This is a genomic window from Variovorax gracilis (assembly GCF_030317115.1).
Taxonomy (GTDB): Bacteria; Pseudomonadota; Gammaproteobacteria; order Burkholderiales; family Burkholderiaceae_C; genus Variovorax; species Variovorax gracilis.
Genome location: NZ_JASZYF010000008.1, coordinates 15,803 through 32,294, shown reverse-complemented (window position 1 = coordinate 32,294; position 16,492 = coordinate 15,803). Strand labels below are relative to the sequence as shown.

Annotated in this window: 17 protein-coding genes; 5 read left to right on the top strand and 12 right to left on the bottom strand. The window is 68.1% G+C overall.

Annotation, left to right across the window (positions count from 1 at the left end; genetic code table 11):
* Positions 1 to 8 precede the first annotated feature (8 nt).
* The 3 genes from QTH97_RS17025 to QTH97_RS17015 are packed head-to-tail and all read right to left on the bottom strand — an operon-like array spanning position 9 to position 1,860.
* Positions 9 to 1,214, bottom strand: coding sequence for a beta-ketoacyl-[acyl-carrier-protein] synthase family protein (locus QTH97_RS17025; protein WP_286569543.1), 1,206 nt, complete (start codon positions 1,212 to 1,214; stop codon positions 9 to 11).
* Positions 1,211 to 1,507 (bottom strand): acyl carrier protein, encoded by a 297-nt coding sequence (locus tag QTH97_RS17020; RefSeq protein ID WP_286569541.1) that lies wholly within the window; start codon positions 1,505 to 1,507, stop codon positions 1,211 to 1,213. The genes QTH97_RS17025 and QTH97_RS17020 overlap by 4 nt, the downstream gene beginning before the upstream one ends.
* Positions 1,504 to 1,860: a hypothetical protein gene (locus QTH97_RS17015; RefSeq protein WP_286569539.1), complete on the bottom strand. Its 357-nt coding sequence runs from the start codon at positions 1,858 to 1,860 to the stop codon at positions 1,504 to 1,506. The genes QTH97_RS17020 and QTH97_RS17015 overlap by 4 nt, the downstream gene beginning before the upstream one ends.
* Positions 1,861 to 1,936: 76 nt before the next feature.
* Between QTH97_RS17015 and QTH97_RS17010 the strand changes: the two genes are divergently transcribed.
* The 4 genes from QTH97_RS17010 (at position 1,937) to QTH97_RS16995 (ending at position 6,258) form a co-directional block, all read left to right on the top strand.
* On the top strand, positions 1,937 to 3,481 hold the full coding sequence (locus tag QTH97_RS17010; RefSeq protein WP_286569538.1) for a class I adenylate-forming enzyme family protein: 1,545 nt from the start codon (positions 1,937 to 1,939) through the stop codon (positions 3,479 to 3,481).
* Positions 3,462 to 4,589, top strand: coding sequence for an SLC13 family permease (locus QTH97_RS17005; protein ID WP_286569536.1), 1,128 nt, complete (start codon positions 3,462 to 3,464; stop codon positions 4,587 to 4,589). Before QTH97_RS17010 ends, QTH97_RS17005 begins: the two co-directional genes overlap by 20 nt.
* A gap of 37 nt (positions 4,590 to 4,626) precedes the next feature.
* Positions 4,627 to 5,337, top strand: a complete 711-nt coding sequence (locus tag QTH97_RS17000; RefSeq protein WP_286569534.1) for a helix-turn-helix domain-containing protein — start codon at positions 4,627 to 4,629, stop codon at positions 5,335 to 5,337.
* Positions 5,338 to 5,409: 72 nt separating this feature from the next.
* Positions 5,410 to 6,258 (top strand): DMT family transporter, encoded by an 849-nt coding sequence (locus QTH97_RS16995; protein WP_286569531.1) that lies wholly within the window; start codon positions 5,410 to 5,412, stop codon positions 6,256 to 6,258.
* 19 nt (positions 6,259 to 6,277) lie between these two features.
* Here QTH97_RS16995 and QTH97_RS16990 read toward each other — a convergent pair whose 3' ends face one another.
* From QTH97_RS16990 to QTH97_RS16960, 7 genes are all read right to left on the bottom strand, one after another.
* Positions 6,278 to 7,315 carry an NADP-dependent oxidoreductase gene (locus QTH97_RS16990; RefSeq protein ID WP_286569529.1) on the bottom strand — a complete coding sequence of 346 codons (1,038 nt, stop codon included), beginning with the start codon at positions 7,313 to 7,315 and terminating at the stop codon, positions 6,278 to 6,280.
* A 92-nt stretch (positions 7,316 to 7,407) separates the two neighbouring features.
* The gene (locus tag QTH97_RS16985) at positions 7,408 to 8,859 is read right to left on the bottom strand and encodes an aldehyde dehydrogenase (RefSeq protein ID WP_286569527.1); all 1,452 of its coding nucleotides are present in this window, start codon (positions 8,857 to 8,859) and stop codon (positions 7,408 to 7,410) included.
* A 33-nt stretch (positions 8,860 to 8,892) separates the two neighbouring features.
* Positions 8,893 to 9,603: an ABC transporter ATP-binding protein gene (locus tag QTH97_RS16980; protein WP_286569526.1), complete on the bottom strand. Its 711-nt coding sequence runs from the start codon at positions 9,601 to 9,603 to the stop codon at positions 8,893 to 8,895.
* Positions 9,600 to 10,367, bottom strand: coding sequence for an ABC transporter ATP-binding protein (locus QTH97_RS16975; protein ID WP_286569525.1), 768 nt, complete (start codon positions 10,365 to 10,367; stop codon positions 9,600 to 9,602). The genes QTH97_RS16980 and QTH97_RS16975 overlap by 4 nt, the downstream gene beginning before the upstream one ends.
* Positions 10,360 to 11,292 (bottom strand): branched-chain amino acid ABC transporter permease, encoded by a 933-nt coding sequence (locus QTH97_RS16970; protein WP_286569524.1) that lies wholly within the window; start codon positions 11,290 to 11,292, stop codon positions 10,360 to 10,362. Before QTH97_RS16970 ends, QTH97_RS16975 begins: the two co-directional genes overlap by 8 nt.
* The gene (locus QTH97_RS16965) at positions 11,289 to 12,164 is read right to left on the bottom strand and encodes a branched-chain amino acid ABC transporter permease (RefSeq protein WP_286569522.1); all 876 of its coding nucleotides are present in this window, start codon (positions 12,162 to 12,164) and stop codon (positions 11,289 to 11,291) included. Before QTH97_RS16965 ends, QTH97_RS16970 begins: the two co-directional genes overlap by 4 nt.
* Before the next feature lies 1 nt (position 12,165).
* Positions 12,166 to 13,359: an amino acid ABC transporter substrate-binding protein gene (locus QTH97_RS16960; protein WP_286569520.1), complete on the bottom strand. Its 1,194-nt coding sequence runs from the start codon at positions 13,357 to 13,359 to the stop codon at positions 12,166 to 12,168.
* Positions 13,360 to 13,545: 186 nt separating this feature from the next.
* Here QTH97_RS16960 and QTH97_RS16955 point away from each other — a divergent pair, with 186 nt between their 5' ends.
* On the top strand, positions 13,546 to 14,502 hold the full coding sequence (locus QTH97_RS16955) for an AraC-like ligand-binding domain-containing protein (protein ID WP_286569519.1): 957 nt from the start codon (positions 13,546 to 13,548) through the stop codon (positions 14,500 to 14,502).
* Here the strand turns inward: QTH97_RS16955 and QTH97_RS16950 are convergent.
* Both QTH97_RS16950 and QTH97_RS16945 read right to left on the bottom strand, forming a co-directional pair.
* Positions 14,477 to 15,760, bottom strand: a complete 1,284-nt coding sequence (locus QTH97_RS16950) for a HAMP domain-containing sensor histidine kinase (RefSeq protein WP_286569518.1) — start codon at positions 15,758 to 15,760, stop codon at positions 14,477 to 14,479. The two genes, QTH97_RS16955 and QTH97_RS16950, sit on opposite strands and share 26 nt — an antisense overlap.
* Positions 15,757 to 16,443 (bottom strand): response regulator transcription factor, encoded by a 687-nt coding sequence (locus QTH97_RS16945; RefSeq protein WP_286569516.1) that lies wholly within the window; start codon positions 16,441 to 16,443, stop codon positions 15,757 to 15,759. Before QTH97_RS16945 ends, QTH97_RS16950 begins: the two co-directional genes overlap by 4 nt.
* Between the last annotated feature and the right edge of the window lie 49 nt (positions 16,444 to 16,492).

Sequence of the window (16,492 nt, the reverse complement as noted above, 5' to 3'; positions counted from 1 at the left end):
CGAACCGATCAGACGGCTGCCGCCGAAGCGACCGCCAGGACGGCGTTGTGCCCGCCAAAGGCGAAGGAGTTGCTGAGCGCGCAGAGCCCCCTGCCCAGCGCCTGCGCCTGGTTGGGCACGCAGTTCAGGTCGCACTCCGGATCGGGTTCGACGAAGTTCAAGGTCGGCGGCGCAAAGCGTTCCTGCAACCCCACCAGCGTGGCCAGCAACTCGATGACGCCGGCGGCGCCCAGCGTGTGGCCATGCATGGACTTGGTCGACGACACCTGCAGCCGCTCCACCGTCTTGCCCAGTGCCATTTGCAGCGCGCGCGTCTCGGCGATGTCGTTGGCCGCGGTGGCAGTCCCGTGGGCGTTGATGTAGACGAGTTCCTCGGCGTTCATCTGCGCGTCGCGGAGGCAGTGACGGATGGCATCGGCCTGTCCATCGGTCGAGGGGCTGAGAACGTGATGCGCATCGGAGGTCAGCGCATAGCCGCGGATCTCGCCGAAGATGGGCGCACTGCGTTGGCGCGCATGTGCCAGCGATTCGAGGACCAGCGTTGCCGCGCCCTCGCCCAGCACCAGCCCGCGGCGACCCCTGGAGAACGGCCGGCAGGTGTCGGGCGCCAGGACGCGCAGCGAATCCCAGCCCTTGAGATTGCCGTCGACGAGGCTCGCCTCGGTGCCGCCGACGATGGCAACGTCCACGATGCCCGAGCGGATCATCTGCAAGCCCAAGCCGACGGCATAGGCAGAAGACGCGCAGGCCGTGGAGACGACGAAGGCGGGGCCGGTCACGCCGAAGGCCATGCTGATGTGGCTGGCCGGCGAATTGGCCATGATCTTCGGGACCGTGAACGGCGGCAGCCGCCGGCGCCCGTCCACCAGGTTGGACCGGTAGGACTCCTCGAGGCTGCAGATGTTGCCCGAGGCCACCCCCACGATCACTGCAGTGCGCGGCCCCAGGCCCGGGGAGATGGCCAGGCCGCTTTCCGCCACGGCCTCCCGCGCGCTCAGCAGCGCGAACTGCACCGAGCGGTCGAGGAAGGCCAGTTCGCCCGCGCTGAATTCCGCCGACGAATCAAAGCCGGTCACCGGGGCCGCGACCTTGATCGGCAGGCCCTCGATCGGAACGATGCCCTGGATGCCCGCGCGCAGCGCCTCCGAAAAGGCAGGCACGCCGCGGCCGATGGCCGACAGCACGCCGCGGCCGGTCACGACGACGCGATTCATGCGGCGACGGCCGAATCGGAATGCTTGGATTGGACGAGGCTGACCACCTGCTCCAGCAATTGCCCCACCGACGCGAAAGCGGCATCGGGACGGCCCTGCTCGTTCGCATTGAATGGAATGGAAATGTCATACTCGTCCTCGATTGCGAAGATGAGCTCAACCAATCCGAGCGAATCTATGCCCGTGTCGGCCAGCAGCAATTCCGACCGGAATTGCGCCACATCGAGCCTGGTCGTTTCGCCGAATAGCTCGACGACCCGTTGCTCGATGGATTCACGACTTGTATTTGTCATGTTATTGATCCCTGCAATGTCACTCGCATCACCCGCCCGCAGGCAGATGCTCCCCCTCCAATAAAGCGCTCAACATCCAATGAGGCGCGAAATTCCAATTCATGACGCTCATCGAACATGAAAGAAATGCCCGAAGAGCGCGAATTCCGTCTGGCTTTGTCAGGAGGAAGGGCATTGAACCATAGTTCATCGCGATTCAGACGCAATTGAACTGCCAATGAGAACAGTCTTGGATGCAACAAGAAATATTCCCAGAAGCGCAGTAAATATCTCGTTCGCCCGATCAAATCAGACAATTCCCATGGATTTTTTTCGAAAGCGCACGGCGTGGCAGGCAACGTGGCGACATCCAATCGTTCTCGCATCGGCTAACCTAGCGCCGCCACATTGCCCATCCCCGACGCTTCATCCTTTTCCGAGCCTTCAGCCATGACTTCCTTCGAGGCGGCCATCGACCGCGACTTCGGCGTGATTGCCGACCTGATCCGCATCCATGCACAGCAGCGCCCGGCGAAGCCTGCGCTGGCCGATGCCTCGCACGCACTGAGCTACGGGGAACTGGACGCGCTCATGGACCGCGTCGCCGCCAGCCTGCAACGCGACGGCCTCGCACCGGGTGACGCGATTGCGATCTGCGCCGCATCGAGCGTGCATTACGCGGCGGTCTTCCTCGGCGCGCTGCGCGCGGGCATCGCGGTCGCGCCGCTGGCGCCGGGCTCCACGCCGGCCAGCCTCGCGCGGATGATCGAGGACGCCGGGGCGCGCGTGCTCTTCGTCGATGCCGCGGCGGCCGAAGTCATTGGTCCGGCGGCGGAAGGCGCCATCCCGCGCGTCGCCCTCGACGGTTCAGCGGCTGGACGCGATGTCGAAGCCTGGCTCGCACCGGCGGGCGCCCGCCCTGCCTCGGTCGATCCGCAACCCGCCTGGCCCTTCAACATCATCTATTCGTCCGGTACCACGGGCGAGCCCAAGGGCATCGTGCAGGGCCACGGCATGCGTTGGGCACACGTGAAGCGCGGCGCCAGCTACGAGTACGGTCCCGAGACGGTCACATTGCTGTCGACGCCGCTCTACTCCAACACCACCCTGGTCGTGTTCTTCCCGACCATCGCCTTCGGCGGCTGCGTCGTGCTGATGCCCAAGTTCGACGCGGGCGGCTACCTGAAGCTGGCGCAGCGCCATCGCGTGACCCACACGATGCTGGTACCGGTGCAATACCAGCGGCTGATGGCGCATGCGGATTTCGGCGCTCACGATCTGTCCAGCTTCCGGTTCAAGTTCAGCACCAGCGCTCCGTTCAACGCGGCCCTGAAGGCCGACGTGCTCGCGCGCTGGCCCGGCGGCCTGATCGAGTTCTACGGCATGACCGAAGGCGGCGGCACCTGCATCCTCGAAGCCCACCTGCATCCGGACAAGCTGCACACCGTCGGCCGCCCGGCCGAAGGCAGCGACATCCGGCTGATCGACGAGGCCGGCAAGGAAGTCGCGCGCGGCGAGGCCGGCGAAGTCGTGGGCCACTCGGCCGGCATGATGGTCGGCTACCACGGACAGCCGGGCAAGACGCGCGAAGCCGAATGGTTCGACCCCGCCGGCAAGCGCTTCATCCGTACCGGCGACGTCGGCCGTTTCGACGACGATGGCTTTCTCACGCTGTTCGATCGCAAGAAGGACATGATCATCAGCGGCGGATTCAATATCTACCCGAGCGACCTCGAGGCGGTGCTGCGCGGCCATGGATCGGTCGCGGACGCCGCGGTGATCGGCGTGCCGTCGGAGCAATGGGGCGAAACGCCGGTGGCCTTCGTGGTGCGGCGAGCCGGCGATGACACGACGGCCGAGGCGATCCTGCAATGGGCCAACGCCCAGTTGGGCAAGACGCAGAGGCTCGCGCGCCTGCAGTTCATCGACGAACTGCCGCGCAGTGCGATCGGCAAGGTGCTCAAGCGCGAGCTGCGTGAACTCGACGCCCGCTGACGCGGCCCCGGCCGAAGCCGAACACGGCGGCGGCAACGGCCTGCTGTGGGTGCTGCTGGCGGCGGCCGTCGTCTTCGCGGTGGTGCGGCCGCGCGCACCGATGGACTACCTCCGGCTGGTGGACTGGCAGACCGTCGGCGCACTGGCAGGCCTGCTGGCGATCACGCAGGGCGTGGAGCGCAGCGGCATGCTGCAGGCCGCCGCGGCGAGGCTGCTGTCGCGCACGACCGAGCTGCGCAACCTGGTCTTTCTTCTGGCGGCGAGTGCGGCCGTGTTGTCGGCGCTGGTGACCAACGACGTCAGCCTGTTCCTGCTGGTGCCGCTGACGCGCGTGCTGGCGACGCAGGCGCATCTGCCGCTGGCGCGGCTGGTGGTCATCGAGGCCCTGGCTGTCAACGCGGGCTCGGCACTGACGCCGATCGGCAATCCGCAGAACCTCTTCCTCTGGCACCGTTCTGGCGAGAGCTTCTTCGGCTTCATGGCCATGATGGCGCCGACCGTGGCGGTGATGCTGTTCTGGCTCTTCGCGGCCATCCGCTTCCTGGTGCCGCGCGCGCCGATCACGCTGAAGCCGTCGAGCGAAGCCGCCCCGCAGGAGCCTCGCCTGCTGGCCCTGTCGGGTGTGCTTTTCGTCGGCTTCGTCATTGCGCTCGACCAGCGCTGGATGCTCGCCGGACTGGCGGCCGTGTTCGGCGCCTTCCTGCTGCTGCGTCCGCGCGTGCTGCTCGGCGTGGACTGGGCCCTGCTCGCGATCATTGCGCTGATGTTCGTGGACCTGCGGCAACTGGCCGAGCTCCCGGCCATCGCCACGCTGCTCGGCCAATTGCCGATCGGCGAAGGCTGGCGCGCATACCTGGCGGCCATCGTCACCTCGCAATTCATCAGCAACGTGCCGGCCACCATCCTGCTCGACGGCTTCGTGCATGACCTGCCCGCCCTGGCGGCGGGTGTGAGCGTGGGCGGCTTCGGCTGCGTGCTGGGCTCGCTCGCCAACCTGATCGCACTGCGCCTCGCGAAACTGCCGAATGGGCTGCGCGAGTTTCACCGCATCAGCATTCCGTTCCTGCTGGTGTGCGGCGTGTCGGCGCTGCTCTTGCGCCTGGGGTGACAGACGCTGGCGAGGCGAGGAAAATCGCCGGCTCGCCATGCAGCCTCACGACCCTTCATCTCTTTCGCCCGGCCTCTCGCTGCGCCGCTACGGTGGCTCGCGCGGGAGCCATGCGCACGATCACTTCCAGGTGCTGGTGGGCCTCGACGGCGTGCTGGAGCTGGAGGTCGAAGGCCGTGGTCGCCGCATCGGCGCCGGTGATGGCTGGGTCGTGAAGCCTGGCGACAGTCACGATTTCGAGTCGAAGAACGGCAGCCGTTGCCTCGTGCTCGACACCTCCCAGGCGCTGTGGGCGCGGTGCGCCGAGCGCTCGCCGGTGGCCCCGCAGGTGCTGTCGCTGGCTCGCTACCTGGCGGATTGCCTCGCGCAGCCTTCGCCACCCGCCATGGCGCTTCATCACGCGCAGGGCCTGTTGCTGGAGGCCTGGGGCCCGTACGTGCCGAATGCACGCGGACGCACCATCGATTGGCGAGCACTGTCCACTTGGGCGCAAGCGCGCTGGCATCGGCCGCTCGGCGTGGCGGACCTCGCCGCGGTCGCCTGCCTCAGCCCCAGTCAGTTCGCGCAGCGCTGCCGCGACGAGTTGGGCGTGAGTGCCATGCACTGGCTGCGCACGCAGCGGCTGGCGCATGCGAGGCAGTTACGCGCCAGCGGAATGGCCGTGGCCGAAACGGCGCGCCGCACGGGCTATCGCTCGCCTTCGGCATTGACCGCCGCGTTGCGCAGAGCCGCCAGCCGCCACGGCTGACCCGGCCGAATCGTCGCGGCGCGACGATCGACCGGCGTTGCGCGACGACCGGCCCGCTTAAGCTCGGGCGCCATGTCTTCCACGCTGAACGCCCTCGCCGCCATCGCACTCTGGGCCACGCTCGCCTCGCTGGGCACTTCGCTTTCGCACCTGCCGCCCTTCCTGCTCACCGGGCTCGCGCTGGTGATCGGCAGCGCCATGAGCTGGCCGCTGGTGCTGCGCAATCGCATCGCGTGGGCCGTGCCGGCGCGCACGCTCGCGCTGGGTGTCTACGGGCTCTTCGGCTTCCATTTCCTGCTGTTCATCGCGCTGCGAAATGCGCCGCCGGTCGAGGCCAACCTCGTCAACTATCTGTGGCCCCTTTTCATGGTGGTGCTGGCGCCGGTGCTGCTGCCGGGCGTGTCGCTGCGCCCGCTGCACGTGGTGGCTGCGCTGCTGGGCTTTGCGGGCGCGGCCATTGCGATCCTCGGCGCGCGCAGCGGTGCATCCACAAGCGCCGATGGCAACTACTGGGGATTCGTGCCCGCGCTGGGTTCGGCCTTCATCTGGGCCAGCTACTCGCTGTGGACGCAGCGCGTACCGGCCTTTCCGACCACGGCGATCGGGCTGTTCGGGCTGGTCTCGGGCGCGCTTTCGCTGCTGTGCCATGCACTGCTGGAGCCTTCGGCCGCGCTCTCGTCGCGCGACTGGCTGCTCGTCACGCTGTGCGGCCTCGGCCCGCTCGGCGCGGCCTTCTTCTTCTGGGACATGGCGCTCAAGCGCGGCGACGCGCGGCAGATCGGCATCCTGAGCTACATCACGCCGCTGGCATCGACGGCGCTGCTGCTGATCGTGACGCAACGGCCGTTGAGCTGGACCATCGCGCTCGCCGCCGTCCTCATCATCTCGGCCGCGGTGATGGGCACCCGGGCCAAGGCCTAGCCGGCCTGGAGGGCAACCCTCAGTCCGCGACTTTGAGCACCAGCTTGCCGAAGTTCTCGCCCGTGAAAAGCTTCGTCAGGGCCTCGGGGAAGGTGTCGATGCCTTCGACCACATCCTCACGGCTCTTCATGCAGCCATCCTTGAGATAGCCCGACATCTCGGCCACCGCCAGGTGGTAGCGATCGGCGTAGTCGAACACCACCATGCCCTGCATGCGTGCCCGGTTCACCAGCAGGCTCAGGTAGTTCTTCGGACCCTGCACCGGCGTGGTGTTGTTGTACTGGCTGATCGCACCGCAGATGATGATGCGGGCACCGCGCGCGAGCTTGGCGAGCGCTGCGTCGAGGATCTCGCCGCCCACGTTGTCGAAGTAGATGTCCACGCCCTTCGGGCAATGCGTCTTCAGGCCTTCGCGCACGGCGGCGGGCCCGGCCTTGTAGTCGATGCAGGCGTCGAAGCCCAGCTCCTTCACCACCCACTCGCACTTGGCCTGGCCGCCGGCGATGCCGACCGCGCGGCAGCCCTTGATCTTCGCGAGCTGGCCGACCGTCTGGCCCACCGCGCCGGCAGCACCAGAGACCAGCACCGTCTCGCCGGGCTGCGGCTGGCCGATGTCCATCAGGCCGAAGTAGCCGGTCATGCCCGGCATGCCCAACACATTGAGCCATTGCGTGATCGACCCGGCATTCAGGTCGATCTTCGACAGGCCGCTGCGCTTGATTTCTTCTTGCGGGATCAAGGCGTACTCCTGCACGCCGAGCGTGCCGTACACGATGTCGCCGACCGCGAATGCCGGGTTGCGCGAGGCGGCGACGCGTCCCACGCCACCGGCGCGCATGACGGCGCCGATCTCGACCGGCGGGATGTAGCTCTTGCCCTCGTTCATCCAGCCGCGCATGGCGGGGTCGAGCGAGAGCGACAGCGTCTTGACGAGGACGCCGCCTTCGGCCGGCTCTCCCGCCGGCTCGGTGGTGAACTGCCAGTTGTCACGCGTGGCCATGCCTTCGGGGCGCTTGGCGAGGCGGACCTGGTGATTGGTGAGGGTGCTGCTGCTCATGCTCGTGTCTCCTGGAAGGGCTGTCTGGGGCAGCCGCATCGTAGCCCCGGCCTCTGCGCGCGCCGGTAGCGAAGGCGACAAGCAGCAGGCCGTCAGAAGGGGTAATGCCGCGGCGTGGTCTGCACCGTGATCCAGCGCAGCTCGGTAAAGGCTTCCACGCCCGCCTTGCCGCCGAAGCGGCCGTAGCCCGACGCCTTGACGCCGCCGAACGGCATCTGCGCCTCGTCGTGCACCGTGGGTCCATTGACGTGACAGATGCCAGCCTCGATGCGGCGCGCGACATTCCAGGCGCGCGCAACGTCGCGGCCGAACACAGCGGAAGAAAGGCCGAACTCGTTGTCGTTGGCTGTCGCGATGGCCTGCTCCACACCGTCGACACGCACCACCGCCTTCACCGGCCCGAAGGATTCCTCGCGGTAGATCAGCATGTCGGACGTGACATGGTCGAGCACGGTGGCCGGCATCAGCGTGCTTTCGGCGCGGCCGCCGCACACCAGCCTGGCGCCCTTGGCGAGCGCGTCGTCGATGAGCGCGTTGCAGCGCGTCACCGTGCTCGCGTCGACGACCGAGCCGAGTACGACAGGGCCTTCGCGCGGGTCGCCGACCGGCAGGCTCTTGGCCTTGGCCGCGAACTTGGCGACGAACTCGTCGGCGATGGCCGCGTCCACCACGATGCGTTCGGTCGACATGCAGATCTGTCCCGAGTTGGCGAAAGCGCCGAAGGCAGCCGCGTTCACCGCGGCATCGACGTCTGCATCGTCCAGCACGACCAGCGGCGCCTTGCCGCCGAGTTCAAGCACCACGGGCTTGAGGTACTTGGCGCAGGTTTGCGCGATGATCCGGCCCACCCGCGTGGAGCCCGTGAAGTTGACGCGGCGTACCGCCGGATGCGCGACCATGGCCTCGACCACGGCGCCCGCATCGGTCGGCGCGTTGGTCACGAAGTTCACCACGCCGGGCGGCAGCCCGGCCTCGTTCAGGGCGTCGATGATGAGCGCGTGCGTCTCGGGGCAGAGTTCCGACCCCTTGAGCACCACCGTATTGCCGCAGGCCAGCGGCGTCGCGATGGCGCGAGTGGCGAGGATCACCGGCGCGTTCCAGGGTGCGATGCCGAGCACCACGCCGGCCGCCTGCCGCACACCCATCGCGAGGCTGCCGGGCACGTCGGATGGAATGACCTCGCCACTGATCTGCGTCGTCAACGCGGCGGCTTCGGTAAGGATGCCGGCGGCCAGGTGGACGTTGAAGCCGGCCCACATCGCCGAGGCGCCGGTCTCACGGGCCATGGCTTGCACGAAGGCATCGGTGCGGGCTTCGAGTGCATGCGCCGCCTTCAGCAGCAGCGCGCGGCGCTCGCCGGGGCCGGTCTGCGACCATGCAGCGAAAGCGGCGTGCGCGGCTTCGACCGCCGCGATGGCATCGGCGGGTGACGCCGCAGGTGCGCGCGTGGCAACTTCGCCGTCGAGCGGATTGCGCCGCTCGAAGCTGGCGCCGCCTGCGGCCTGGCGCCGCTCACCGTTGATGAGCATGGAAATGGTGGTCATGCGATGGGTCCTCGAAGTAAGGGAATGGTTGTTTCAGGCGACGCCGAGATAGGCTTTCCGGATCGCGTCGGAGTCCAAGAGCGCCCGCGCCTCGCCCGAAGCAACGATCTTTCCGCGCTCCAGCACGTAGCCGCGGTCGGCCGCCTGCAGCGCCTTGCGCACGTTCTGCTCGACCATCAGCACGGTCACGCCCTGGGCCGCGATGCGGCGCACGATGGCAAGCAGTTCATCGACCATGCGGGGCGCGAGGCCGAGCGAGGGCTCGTCCAGCATCAGCAGGCGCGGCCCGCTCATCATGGCGCGGGCAACGGCCACCATCTGCTGCTCGCCGCCGCTCATCGTGCCGGCGAGCTGGCTGGCGCGCTCCTTGAGGCGCGGAAAATCCTCGAAGGCGCGGGCCAGCCGTTCGTTGCGCAGGCGCGGCGGCGAGAGCCATGCACCGAGCTCCAGGTTCTCGGTGACCGTCATCTGCGGGAAGAGCTGCCGCCCCTCCGCCACCAGTGCCAGGCCCTTGCGCACACAGGCCGTCGCCTCGCCCGAGGGCAGCGCCACGCCGTCGAGCACCGCTTCGCCTTCGCGCGGCAGGAGCCCGGCGAGCGCCTTCAGCAGCGTGGTCTTGCCGGCGCCGTTCGGCCCGAGCACGACGGTGATGCCAGGCGGCACATCGAGGTCCAGCCCTTGCAGCACTTGAAAGCCGTGATAGCCCGCGGCCAGACCGCGAACGGTGAGCTGGCTCGAACTCATGCCGCGCCCTCCATCTCATCGCCCAGATAGGCCTCGACCACCTCGGCGTTGCGCACCACTTCGGCCGGCGTGCCGTCGGCAATCTTGCGGCCCTGGTGCAGCACCAGCACGCGCTCCACGTACTTCAGCAGCGTCGTGACCGCATGCTCGATCCACACCACGGTGAGCCCGTGATCGTCGCGCAGCCGGCGGATGCGGCGCGCCATCGCGTCGACTTCCGCTTCCGTCAGGCCCGCGGCCACTTCGTCGAGCAGCAGCACGCGCGGGCGGGTGCCCAGCGCCATGCCGATCTCCAGCAGTCGCTGCTGCGATGGCGTCACGTCCGCCGCGATTCGGTCGGCCAGTGCGGAGAGGCCGAGCATGTCGAGGATGTCGCCCTCGCTGCGCAACCCGGCGATGGGTGTGCGATGGCGTCCCGCGAACTGCATGCCGAACCGCACGTTGTCGGTGAGCGTCATGTCGGCCATCACGCGCGGCGTCTGGAAGGTGCGCGCGATGCCATGCGCGGCGTAGTGATGCGGACCGCGGCCCGTGAGGTCGACCGCGCCCTGCACCAGCAGCTTGCCGGCTGTCGGCGGGATCACGCCCGAGATCGCGTTGAAGAAGGTGGTCTTGCCCGCGCCGTTCGGGCCGATGATGCCGACCAGCTCACCGGCATGAAGCCGTGCGCTGACGGCATCCACGGCCGTCAGGCCGCCGAAACGCACCGTGACTTCGCGGGCCTCGAGCAAGGGAATCGCTGCCAGCATCCGAGCTTCAGTCATGGCCGCTCCCCCGCAGCGCGGCCTTGCGCTGCCATAGCGACGCCAGCCCATTGGGCAGGTACATCACGCAGAGGATCAGCAGCAGCCCGAGCACCATCATGTACCCGTAGGGCAACTGCAGCCGCAGGGTCTCGGCGAGCAGGCTGAAGACGATCGCCGCGACGACGGGACCGCCGATGCTGGCCGCGCCGCCGATCAACGCGATCAGCACGGTCTGGAAGCCGATGAAGGGGCTGAACACCGCGGCCGGCTCGATGTAGGTCCAACGCACCGCCATCGCCGCGCCGACGGCACCGGCAAAGGCGGCCGTCAGCGCGAAGCCGGCGATCTTGTAGCGCCGCGTATCGACGCCCAGCGTCTGCGCACGCTGCTCGTCGGCGCCGATGCCCGAGAGCGCGAGGCCGAAACGGCTGCGCTTCACGACGATCGCGGTGGCGATCGCCGCGCCCGCGATGGCAAGCACCGTCAGGTAGACCGTCTCGTTCGACGGCACCACCGAGAGCACGCGCCCCACGGTGCCCGAGACCTGCTTCTCGACGAAGGTCACGGCATGCCGGATCAGCTCCGTCATGCCGAAGGTCAACACTGCGAAGTAGGTGCCGCGAAGGTGCAGCACGGCCGCGCCCATGGCCACGGCCACCACGCTCGCCACGGCAGCGCCGCTCAGGATCACGAGCGGCCAGGGCAGCACATCCAGCAAGGTCGCGCTCGAATACGCTCCGAGCCCGAAGAAGGCCGAGGTCGCGAGTGACAGGTAGCGCGTGGCGCCGCAGAACAGCGACCAGCTCGTGGCGAGCGCGATGTACATGAGGCAGCTCAAGGCCACCGAGGCCACGAAATCGGAGGCGATCCAGGGCAGCGCCGCGGCGAGTGCCAGCCCGATGCCCAGCGTCAGCCAGGGCCTGTTGGCCAGATGTGCCTTCATCGCGAGAACAATCCGTTGGGCCGCCAGATCAGGACGCCGATGAACACGGCGTACGACAGCAGCATCTTGAGCGAGGGGCTCGTGAAGTGCATGCCCAGCGCTTCGACCACGCCCAGCAACAATCCGCCGACAACACTGCCCGCGATGCTGCCAAAGCCGCCCAGCGTGATGACGATGAGCGCCGTCACTGTGTAGGGTTCACCCATCGAGGGCGAGATCTCGTAGGTCATCGACAGCAGCGCACCCGCCACGCCGGACAGGCCCAGACCGATGCCGAACATCAGCGGATGCAGCCGCCGGGTGTTGATGCCGACGAGCTGCGCACCGACGGGCGATTGCATCAGCGCCCGCACGGCCTTGCCGAGCAGCGTGAGCTTGAGCAATGCAATGAGCGCGACACTGAGCGCCAGCGCGACGCCGCACAGCACCAGCTTGTTGATGGTGAAACGCATGTCGGCCACCTGCACCGGCTCCGCCAGGTACTCGTAGCCGCGCAGGTCACCGCCCCAGATCAGGAGCGCCGTGTTCTGCACGAAGAACATCAGGCCGAAGCCGACCATGAGGCTGCGGGCCTCGAACACGTCCACGTTGGGCGCCTTCGCGGCGACTTGCCTGAAGCACAGCCAGTGCACCGCGATGCCGATGAGCATCAGCACCGCAAAGGCCACCGGCAGGAACACCAGGGGAGAGATGCCCCATGTCGTGTGCGCCCACCAGGTCAGGAAGGCGCCGAGCATCAGGAACTCGCCGTGCGAGATGTTCATGATGCGCATCAGGCCGTACTGCAGGTTCAATCCGATCGCCACGAGCGCATAGATGCCGCCCGTGATCAATCCGCCGGCCAGCAGCTCGGCCCATCCACTCAGCGACACCTTATTTCCAGGCCGGCTTCGGCTTCAGCTGCGCGGTGGCACGGTCCTTGGGCCAGACCACCTCGAACTCGCCGTTCTGCCACTGGGCCACGGTCCCGGGGATGGAGGCGTTTTCGCTGCCGTCGAAGCGGATCGGGCCCAGGATGGTCTTGAACTCGCTCTTCGCGATGTGCTCACGCAGCGCCTTGCGGTCGAGCCCCACCTTGCCCACCGACTGCTGCAGGATCTCGAGTCCGGCCCAGGCATGGCCACTCGCCCAGCGATCGGGCTCCTTGCCGAACTTCTTGCTGTGGGCTTCGAAGTAGGCCTTGGCCTCGGGGCTGGTGTTGGCGTTCCACGAGCCCATGCCGATCACGCCCTCGGCATTGCCCGCCATGACGTTCTTGTAGAGCTGGAAGGCGGTGCCGACCGAGGCGTAGAAGTACTTCGGATTGAAGCCGACTTCGCGCGACTGGCGGCTGGCGAGGATGGTGTCCGGCGGGTAGGTGATGCCGATGAAGGCGTCGGGGTTCAGGTCCTTCATCGTGCGCAGCACGGGGGCCAGGTCCTTGACGCCGAGCGGATAGCTCTTGCGATCCACCACCTGGATGCTGGTCTTCTTGAGCGCGTTGTTGAGCGCCGCGAAGTTCTCCAGGCCGAAGAGATCGTCCATGTAGACGATGGCGATGGTCTTCACGTTGTTCGCCACCATCAGGTCGACCAGCGCGCCCATCATCTTGTCGGGCTGCTGCAGCAGCGAGAAGAAGTAGGGCAGGTGCATGTCGATCAGCTTGCGCGAGAGCGCAGTGGGCGCCAGCAGCGGATAGCCGAAGCGATTGGCGAGCGGCGCCACAGCGAAGTTTGCGCCCGAGCCCCAGGGCGGCAGGATGAGATCGACCTTGTCGCTGCCCATGAGCTTCTCGTAGGTGCGCACGCAGGTTTCGGTTTCGCTGCGATCGTCGTAGCCGATCAGCTCGACAGGCCGCTTCGCGCCCTTGACCGAGAGCCCGCCCGCGGCGTTGACCTGCTCGGCCCACAGCAGGTAGTTGGGCTCCTGGCTGACTTGCGCGCCCGCGGCCCACGGGCCGGTGCGGGCGATGGCGTAGCCGATGCGCACCGGCGCCCCCTGCGCGAAAAGGCGCGGCGCAACGGCGGCGGCGCCGAGCGCGGTAGCGGTTCCCTGGATCCAGCGGCGGCGATTGGCGTGGCGAAACATACGGTCTCCTTTCCGGGCGTCGAGGTGCGTCCGGTCCTGGAATCGTAGGAAGAATGTTCCGCCGCCGCTGTGCCCGCTGCGCACAAAGCTGTTGTCGCAGCGTGCACGCCGGTAGTGGTTAACCCGCAAGCGTGGGCACGAGCCACGCACCGGAAAATAGGCGCAGCTCTTTCAACGATCCAGCCTATGACCGCGTCCCTGCTCCTGTCGACCGACGGCGTCCCTCCGCGCGAACGCGCGCCGGTCTGGCGCGAGTGGGTGTGGCGCCACTTCGGCGGGCTCGAGTCGGATCTGTACGGCGACCGCGATTTCGACGGGCATCTCGCGGCCTCCCATGCCGGCGACGTGATCCTCACGCGCCTCGAAGCCAATCGGCATCGCGTGTTGCGCACGCCGCAGATGGCTCGCAGCAGCGAAGCCGCCTATCTGAAGATCGTCGCGCCTTGGCAAGGCTCGGCGGAAGTGGCGCAGCGCGGCCGCGAAGCCGCCGTGCGTGCCGGCGGCTGGACGCTCTACGACACCACGGCCGACTACACGGTCGCGAACCCCGAGCGCAGCGACCACCTGATCGTGATGCTGCCGAAGGAGCAGGTCGCCGCGCCCGGACTTCCGCTGGGCGACCTGGTGGCGCGTCGTGTCGGCGGCGGCAGTGGCATCTCGCGCGTGGCGCTGGAAACCATGCGCAACACCTACCTGGAGTTGCCCTACATGAGCGAGGCGGCGGCGCGCGGCGCGGGCGAACTCATCATCCAGCTCGTGCGGCTCTCGCTGATGGAACTGGCCGGGCAGGACACGCCACGCACCCAGCGCGAGGCGCTCAAGGACCGCATCCGGCAGCACGTGGCGCAGCACCTGCGCGACCCCGCGCTCTCGATCGAGGGCATTGCCCAGGCGCTGCGCTGCAGCAAGCGCCATCTGCACAACGCCTTCGCGGGCGACGACGACACGCTGACCGGCTACATCCTCCACCAGCGCCTGGCTTGCAGCATCCGCGACCTGCAGGATCCGGCAAACGCCGCGCGTCCGATCACGGACATCGCCATGTCCTCCGGCTTCAGCAATCTCTCCCACTTCAGCCGCGTGTTCCGCGAGCACACGGGCGGCAGCCCGAGCGATTTCAGGCGGCAGGCAGCACGACGTTGACGGCGAGGCCCGGATTGGCGTTGCGCACGGTGAACGTGCCGGCGTGGGCCTCGGCGACCAGCCGGCAGAGGTACATGCCGAGGCCGACGCCGCCCGTGGCGCGCTGGCGGGCACTGTCGGTGCGGTAGAAGGGTTCGGTCAGCCGCTCCAGTTGCGCGGCATCCACGCCAGGGCCGAAATCGCGCACCTCCAGTTCGACGCCCTGCCCCGCCCTTCGCAGGGCGATGCGCGGCGGCTCCGCGGCCTCGGCGCCGTGCCGCAGCGCGTTGTCGAGGAGGTTGCGCACGAGGAGGCGAATGCGCGACCGGTCCAGTTGCAGCGTCGGCAGGTCTTCCGCGAAGTCCAGCGTGATGCGCTGGACTTCGGGATGCTCGTTCGCCGTCTCCCGGATGAGTGCGGCCAGATCGACGGGCTCGCGGTGCAGCGCCGCATGCGGACTGGCGAGCCGCTCGCTTTCGAGCAGGTCGGTGATCAGGTCGCGCATCTCGGCAAGGTCGCGCAGGAGCGCGGCACGTTCGGTCTCGCCGTCAGGCGTGGCGGGCAGCAACTCGGCGTTGAGCCGCGCGCGCGTGAGCGGCGAGCGCAGCTCGTGGCTCAGTGCCAGCAGCAGCGCGCGCTTGGCGTCGAGCATGCCCTGGATGTCGCGCGCCATCGTGTTGATGCGCTGCGCCAGGTCGCCCAGCTCGTCGCGGCGGCGCAGCGGAATCGGCACGTCGAAGGCCCCGCGGCCGAATCGCTCGGCACCGGCGCGGATGTCGTCGAGCGGCCTCAACAACCGGCGTACATAGGAATAGGCCAGCACGATCAGCACCAGCAGCAGGGCCAGCGTGATCCACCCGATGCCTTGCGGTTCTCGCTGCCAGGGCAAGGTGCCGACGCCGAAGCTCACGCGATGCCCGTCGGCGGTGGTGCGGCTGAGCCAGTCGCCGCGCGGACCGAAGCCGTGGGCGCGGCGGTCGGGATGCGAGTCCCAGTTGACGCTCGGGCCTTCGATGCGGATGGAGATCGGCAGCCGCGTCACCAGCGCCTGCGCTCGCGCCACATCGGGCGGCGTTCCGAGCTCGGCCACGATGCGATCCATGTAGTCGGAGACGACCGGTCGGGCCGCGTCGCGCCAGCCGGTGGAGAAGGCGCGCTGCATGCCGCCGAGGAACACCGCCGTCATGGCCAACGCAAGCAGCACGAACACGATGATCAGGCGCACGCGCAAGGAATGGCGCCAGCGGTGACGCCAGCGATGGCCTCGTTCCGCTCTCACGCCGGTCCGCCCCGGCCGACGGCCAGTGTGTAGCCGGCGTTGCGCAGTGTCTTGATGCAGTCCAGTGGCTCCAGCTTCTTGCGCAGCCGGCTCACCACGATGTCGACGGCGCGTGTGTAGAGTTCGGCCTCGTGGCCGCGAAGGCGGTTCAGGATGTCGTCGCGGCTCCACACCTTGCCGGGCTGGTCCGCGAGCAGGGCCAGCAACTCGAACTCGGTGCTTGTCAGGTCGACGCGCTCGCCCTGGCGCAGCACCTCGCGCTTGTCCAGGTCGATCGACAGGCCTTCGAACACGCGGCGTTGCACCGGCACGGCGGCGGGCACGGTGCGCTGGCGCCGCAAGATGGTCTGCACGCGCGCGACCAGCTCGCGTGGCTCGAAGGGCTTGGGAAGATAGTCGTCGGCGCCGAGTTCGAGGCCGACGACGCGATCCATCACGTCGCCGCGGGCGGTCAGCATGACGATGGGGATGTCGCTTTCCTTGCGGATCTCGCGGCACAGCGCGAAACCATCCATCTCGGGGAGCATCACGTCGAGGATGGCGGCGTCGTAGTTCGCGGCGCGGAGCTTGGCGAGGCCTTCGCTCGGGCTGGTGGCGCTGTCGAGCACGCAATCGAAGCGCGCGAAGTAGCTGGCGAGCGGCGCGCCCAAATGCTCGTCATCGTCGATCAGGAGGATTCGCATGAAACATTCTCGCTTCTCGCTCGCTCACAGGCTTGCCCGCCTCGTCGGG

Coding starts and splice junctions, on each gene's coding strand:
- QTH97_RS16945 (WP_286569516.1), bottom strand. CDS start 16,443: ATGCGAATCCTCCTGATCGACGATGACGAGCATTTGGGCGCGCCGCTC.
- QTH97_RS16970 (WP_286569524.1), bottom strand. CDS start 11,292: ATGAAGGCACATCTGGCCAACAGGCCCTGGCTGACGCTGGGCATCGGG.
- QTH97_RS16975 (WP_286569525.1), bottom strand. CDS start 10,367: ATGACTGAAGCTCGGATGCTGGCAGCGATTCCCTTGCTCGAGGCCCGC.
- QTH97_RS17020 (WP_286569541.1), bottom strand. CDS start 1,507: ATGACAAATACAAGTCGTGAATCCATCGAGCAACGGGTCGTCGAGCTA.
- QTH97_RS17025 (WP_286569543.1), bottom strand. CDS start 1,214: ATGAATCGCGTCGTCGTGACCGGCCGCGGCGTGCTGTCGGCCATCGGC.
- QTH97_RS16995 (WP_286569531.1), top strand. CDS start 5,410: ATGTCTTCCACGCTGAACGCCCTCGCCGCCATCGCACTCTGGGCCACG.
- QTH97_RS17010 (WP_286569538.1), top strand. CDS start 1,937: ATGACTTCCTTCGAGGCGGCCATCGACCGCGACTTCGGCGTGATTGCC.
- QTH97_RS16960 (WP_286569520.1), bottom strand. CDS start 13,359: ATGTTTCGCCACGCCAATCGCCGCCGCTGGATCCAGGGAACCGCTACC.
- QTH97_RS16990 (WP_286569529.1), bottom strand. CDS start 7,315: ATGAGCAGCAGCACCCTCACCAATCACCAGGTCCGCCTCGCCAAGCGC.
- QTH97_RS16955 (WP_286569519.1), top strand. CDS start 13,546: ATGACCGCGTCCCTGCTCCTGTCGACCGACGGCGTCCCTCCGCGCGAA.
- QTH97_RS16980 (WP_286569526.1), bottom strand. CDS start 9,603: ATGAGTTCGAGCCAGCTCACCGTTCGCGGTCTGGCCGCGGGCTATCAC.
- QTH97_RS16985 (WP_286569527.1), bottom strand. CDS start 8,859: ATGACCACCATTTCCATGCTCATCAACGGTGAGCGGCGCCAGGCCGCA.
- QTH97_RS17000 (WP_286569534.1), top strand. CDS start 4,627: ATGCAGCCTCACGACCCTTCATCTCTTTCGCCCGGCCTCTCGCTGCGC.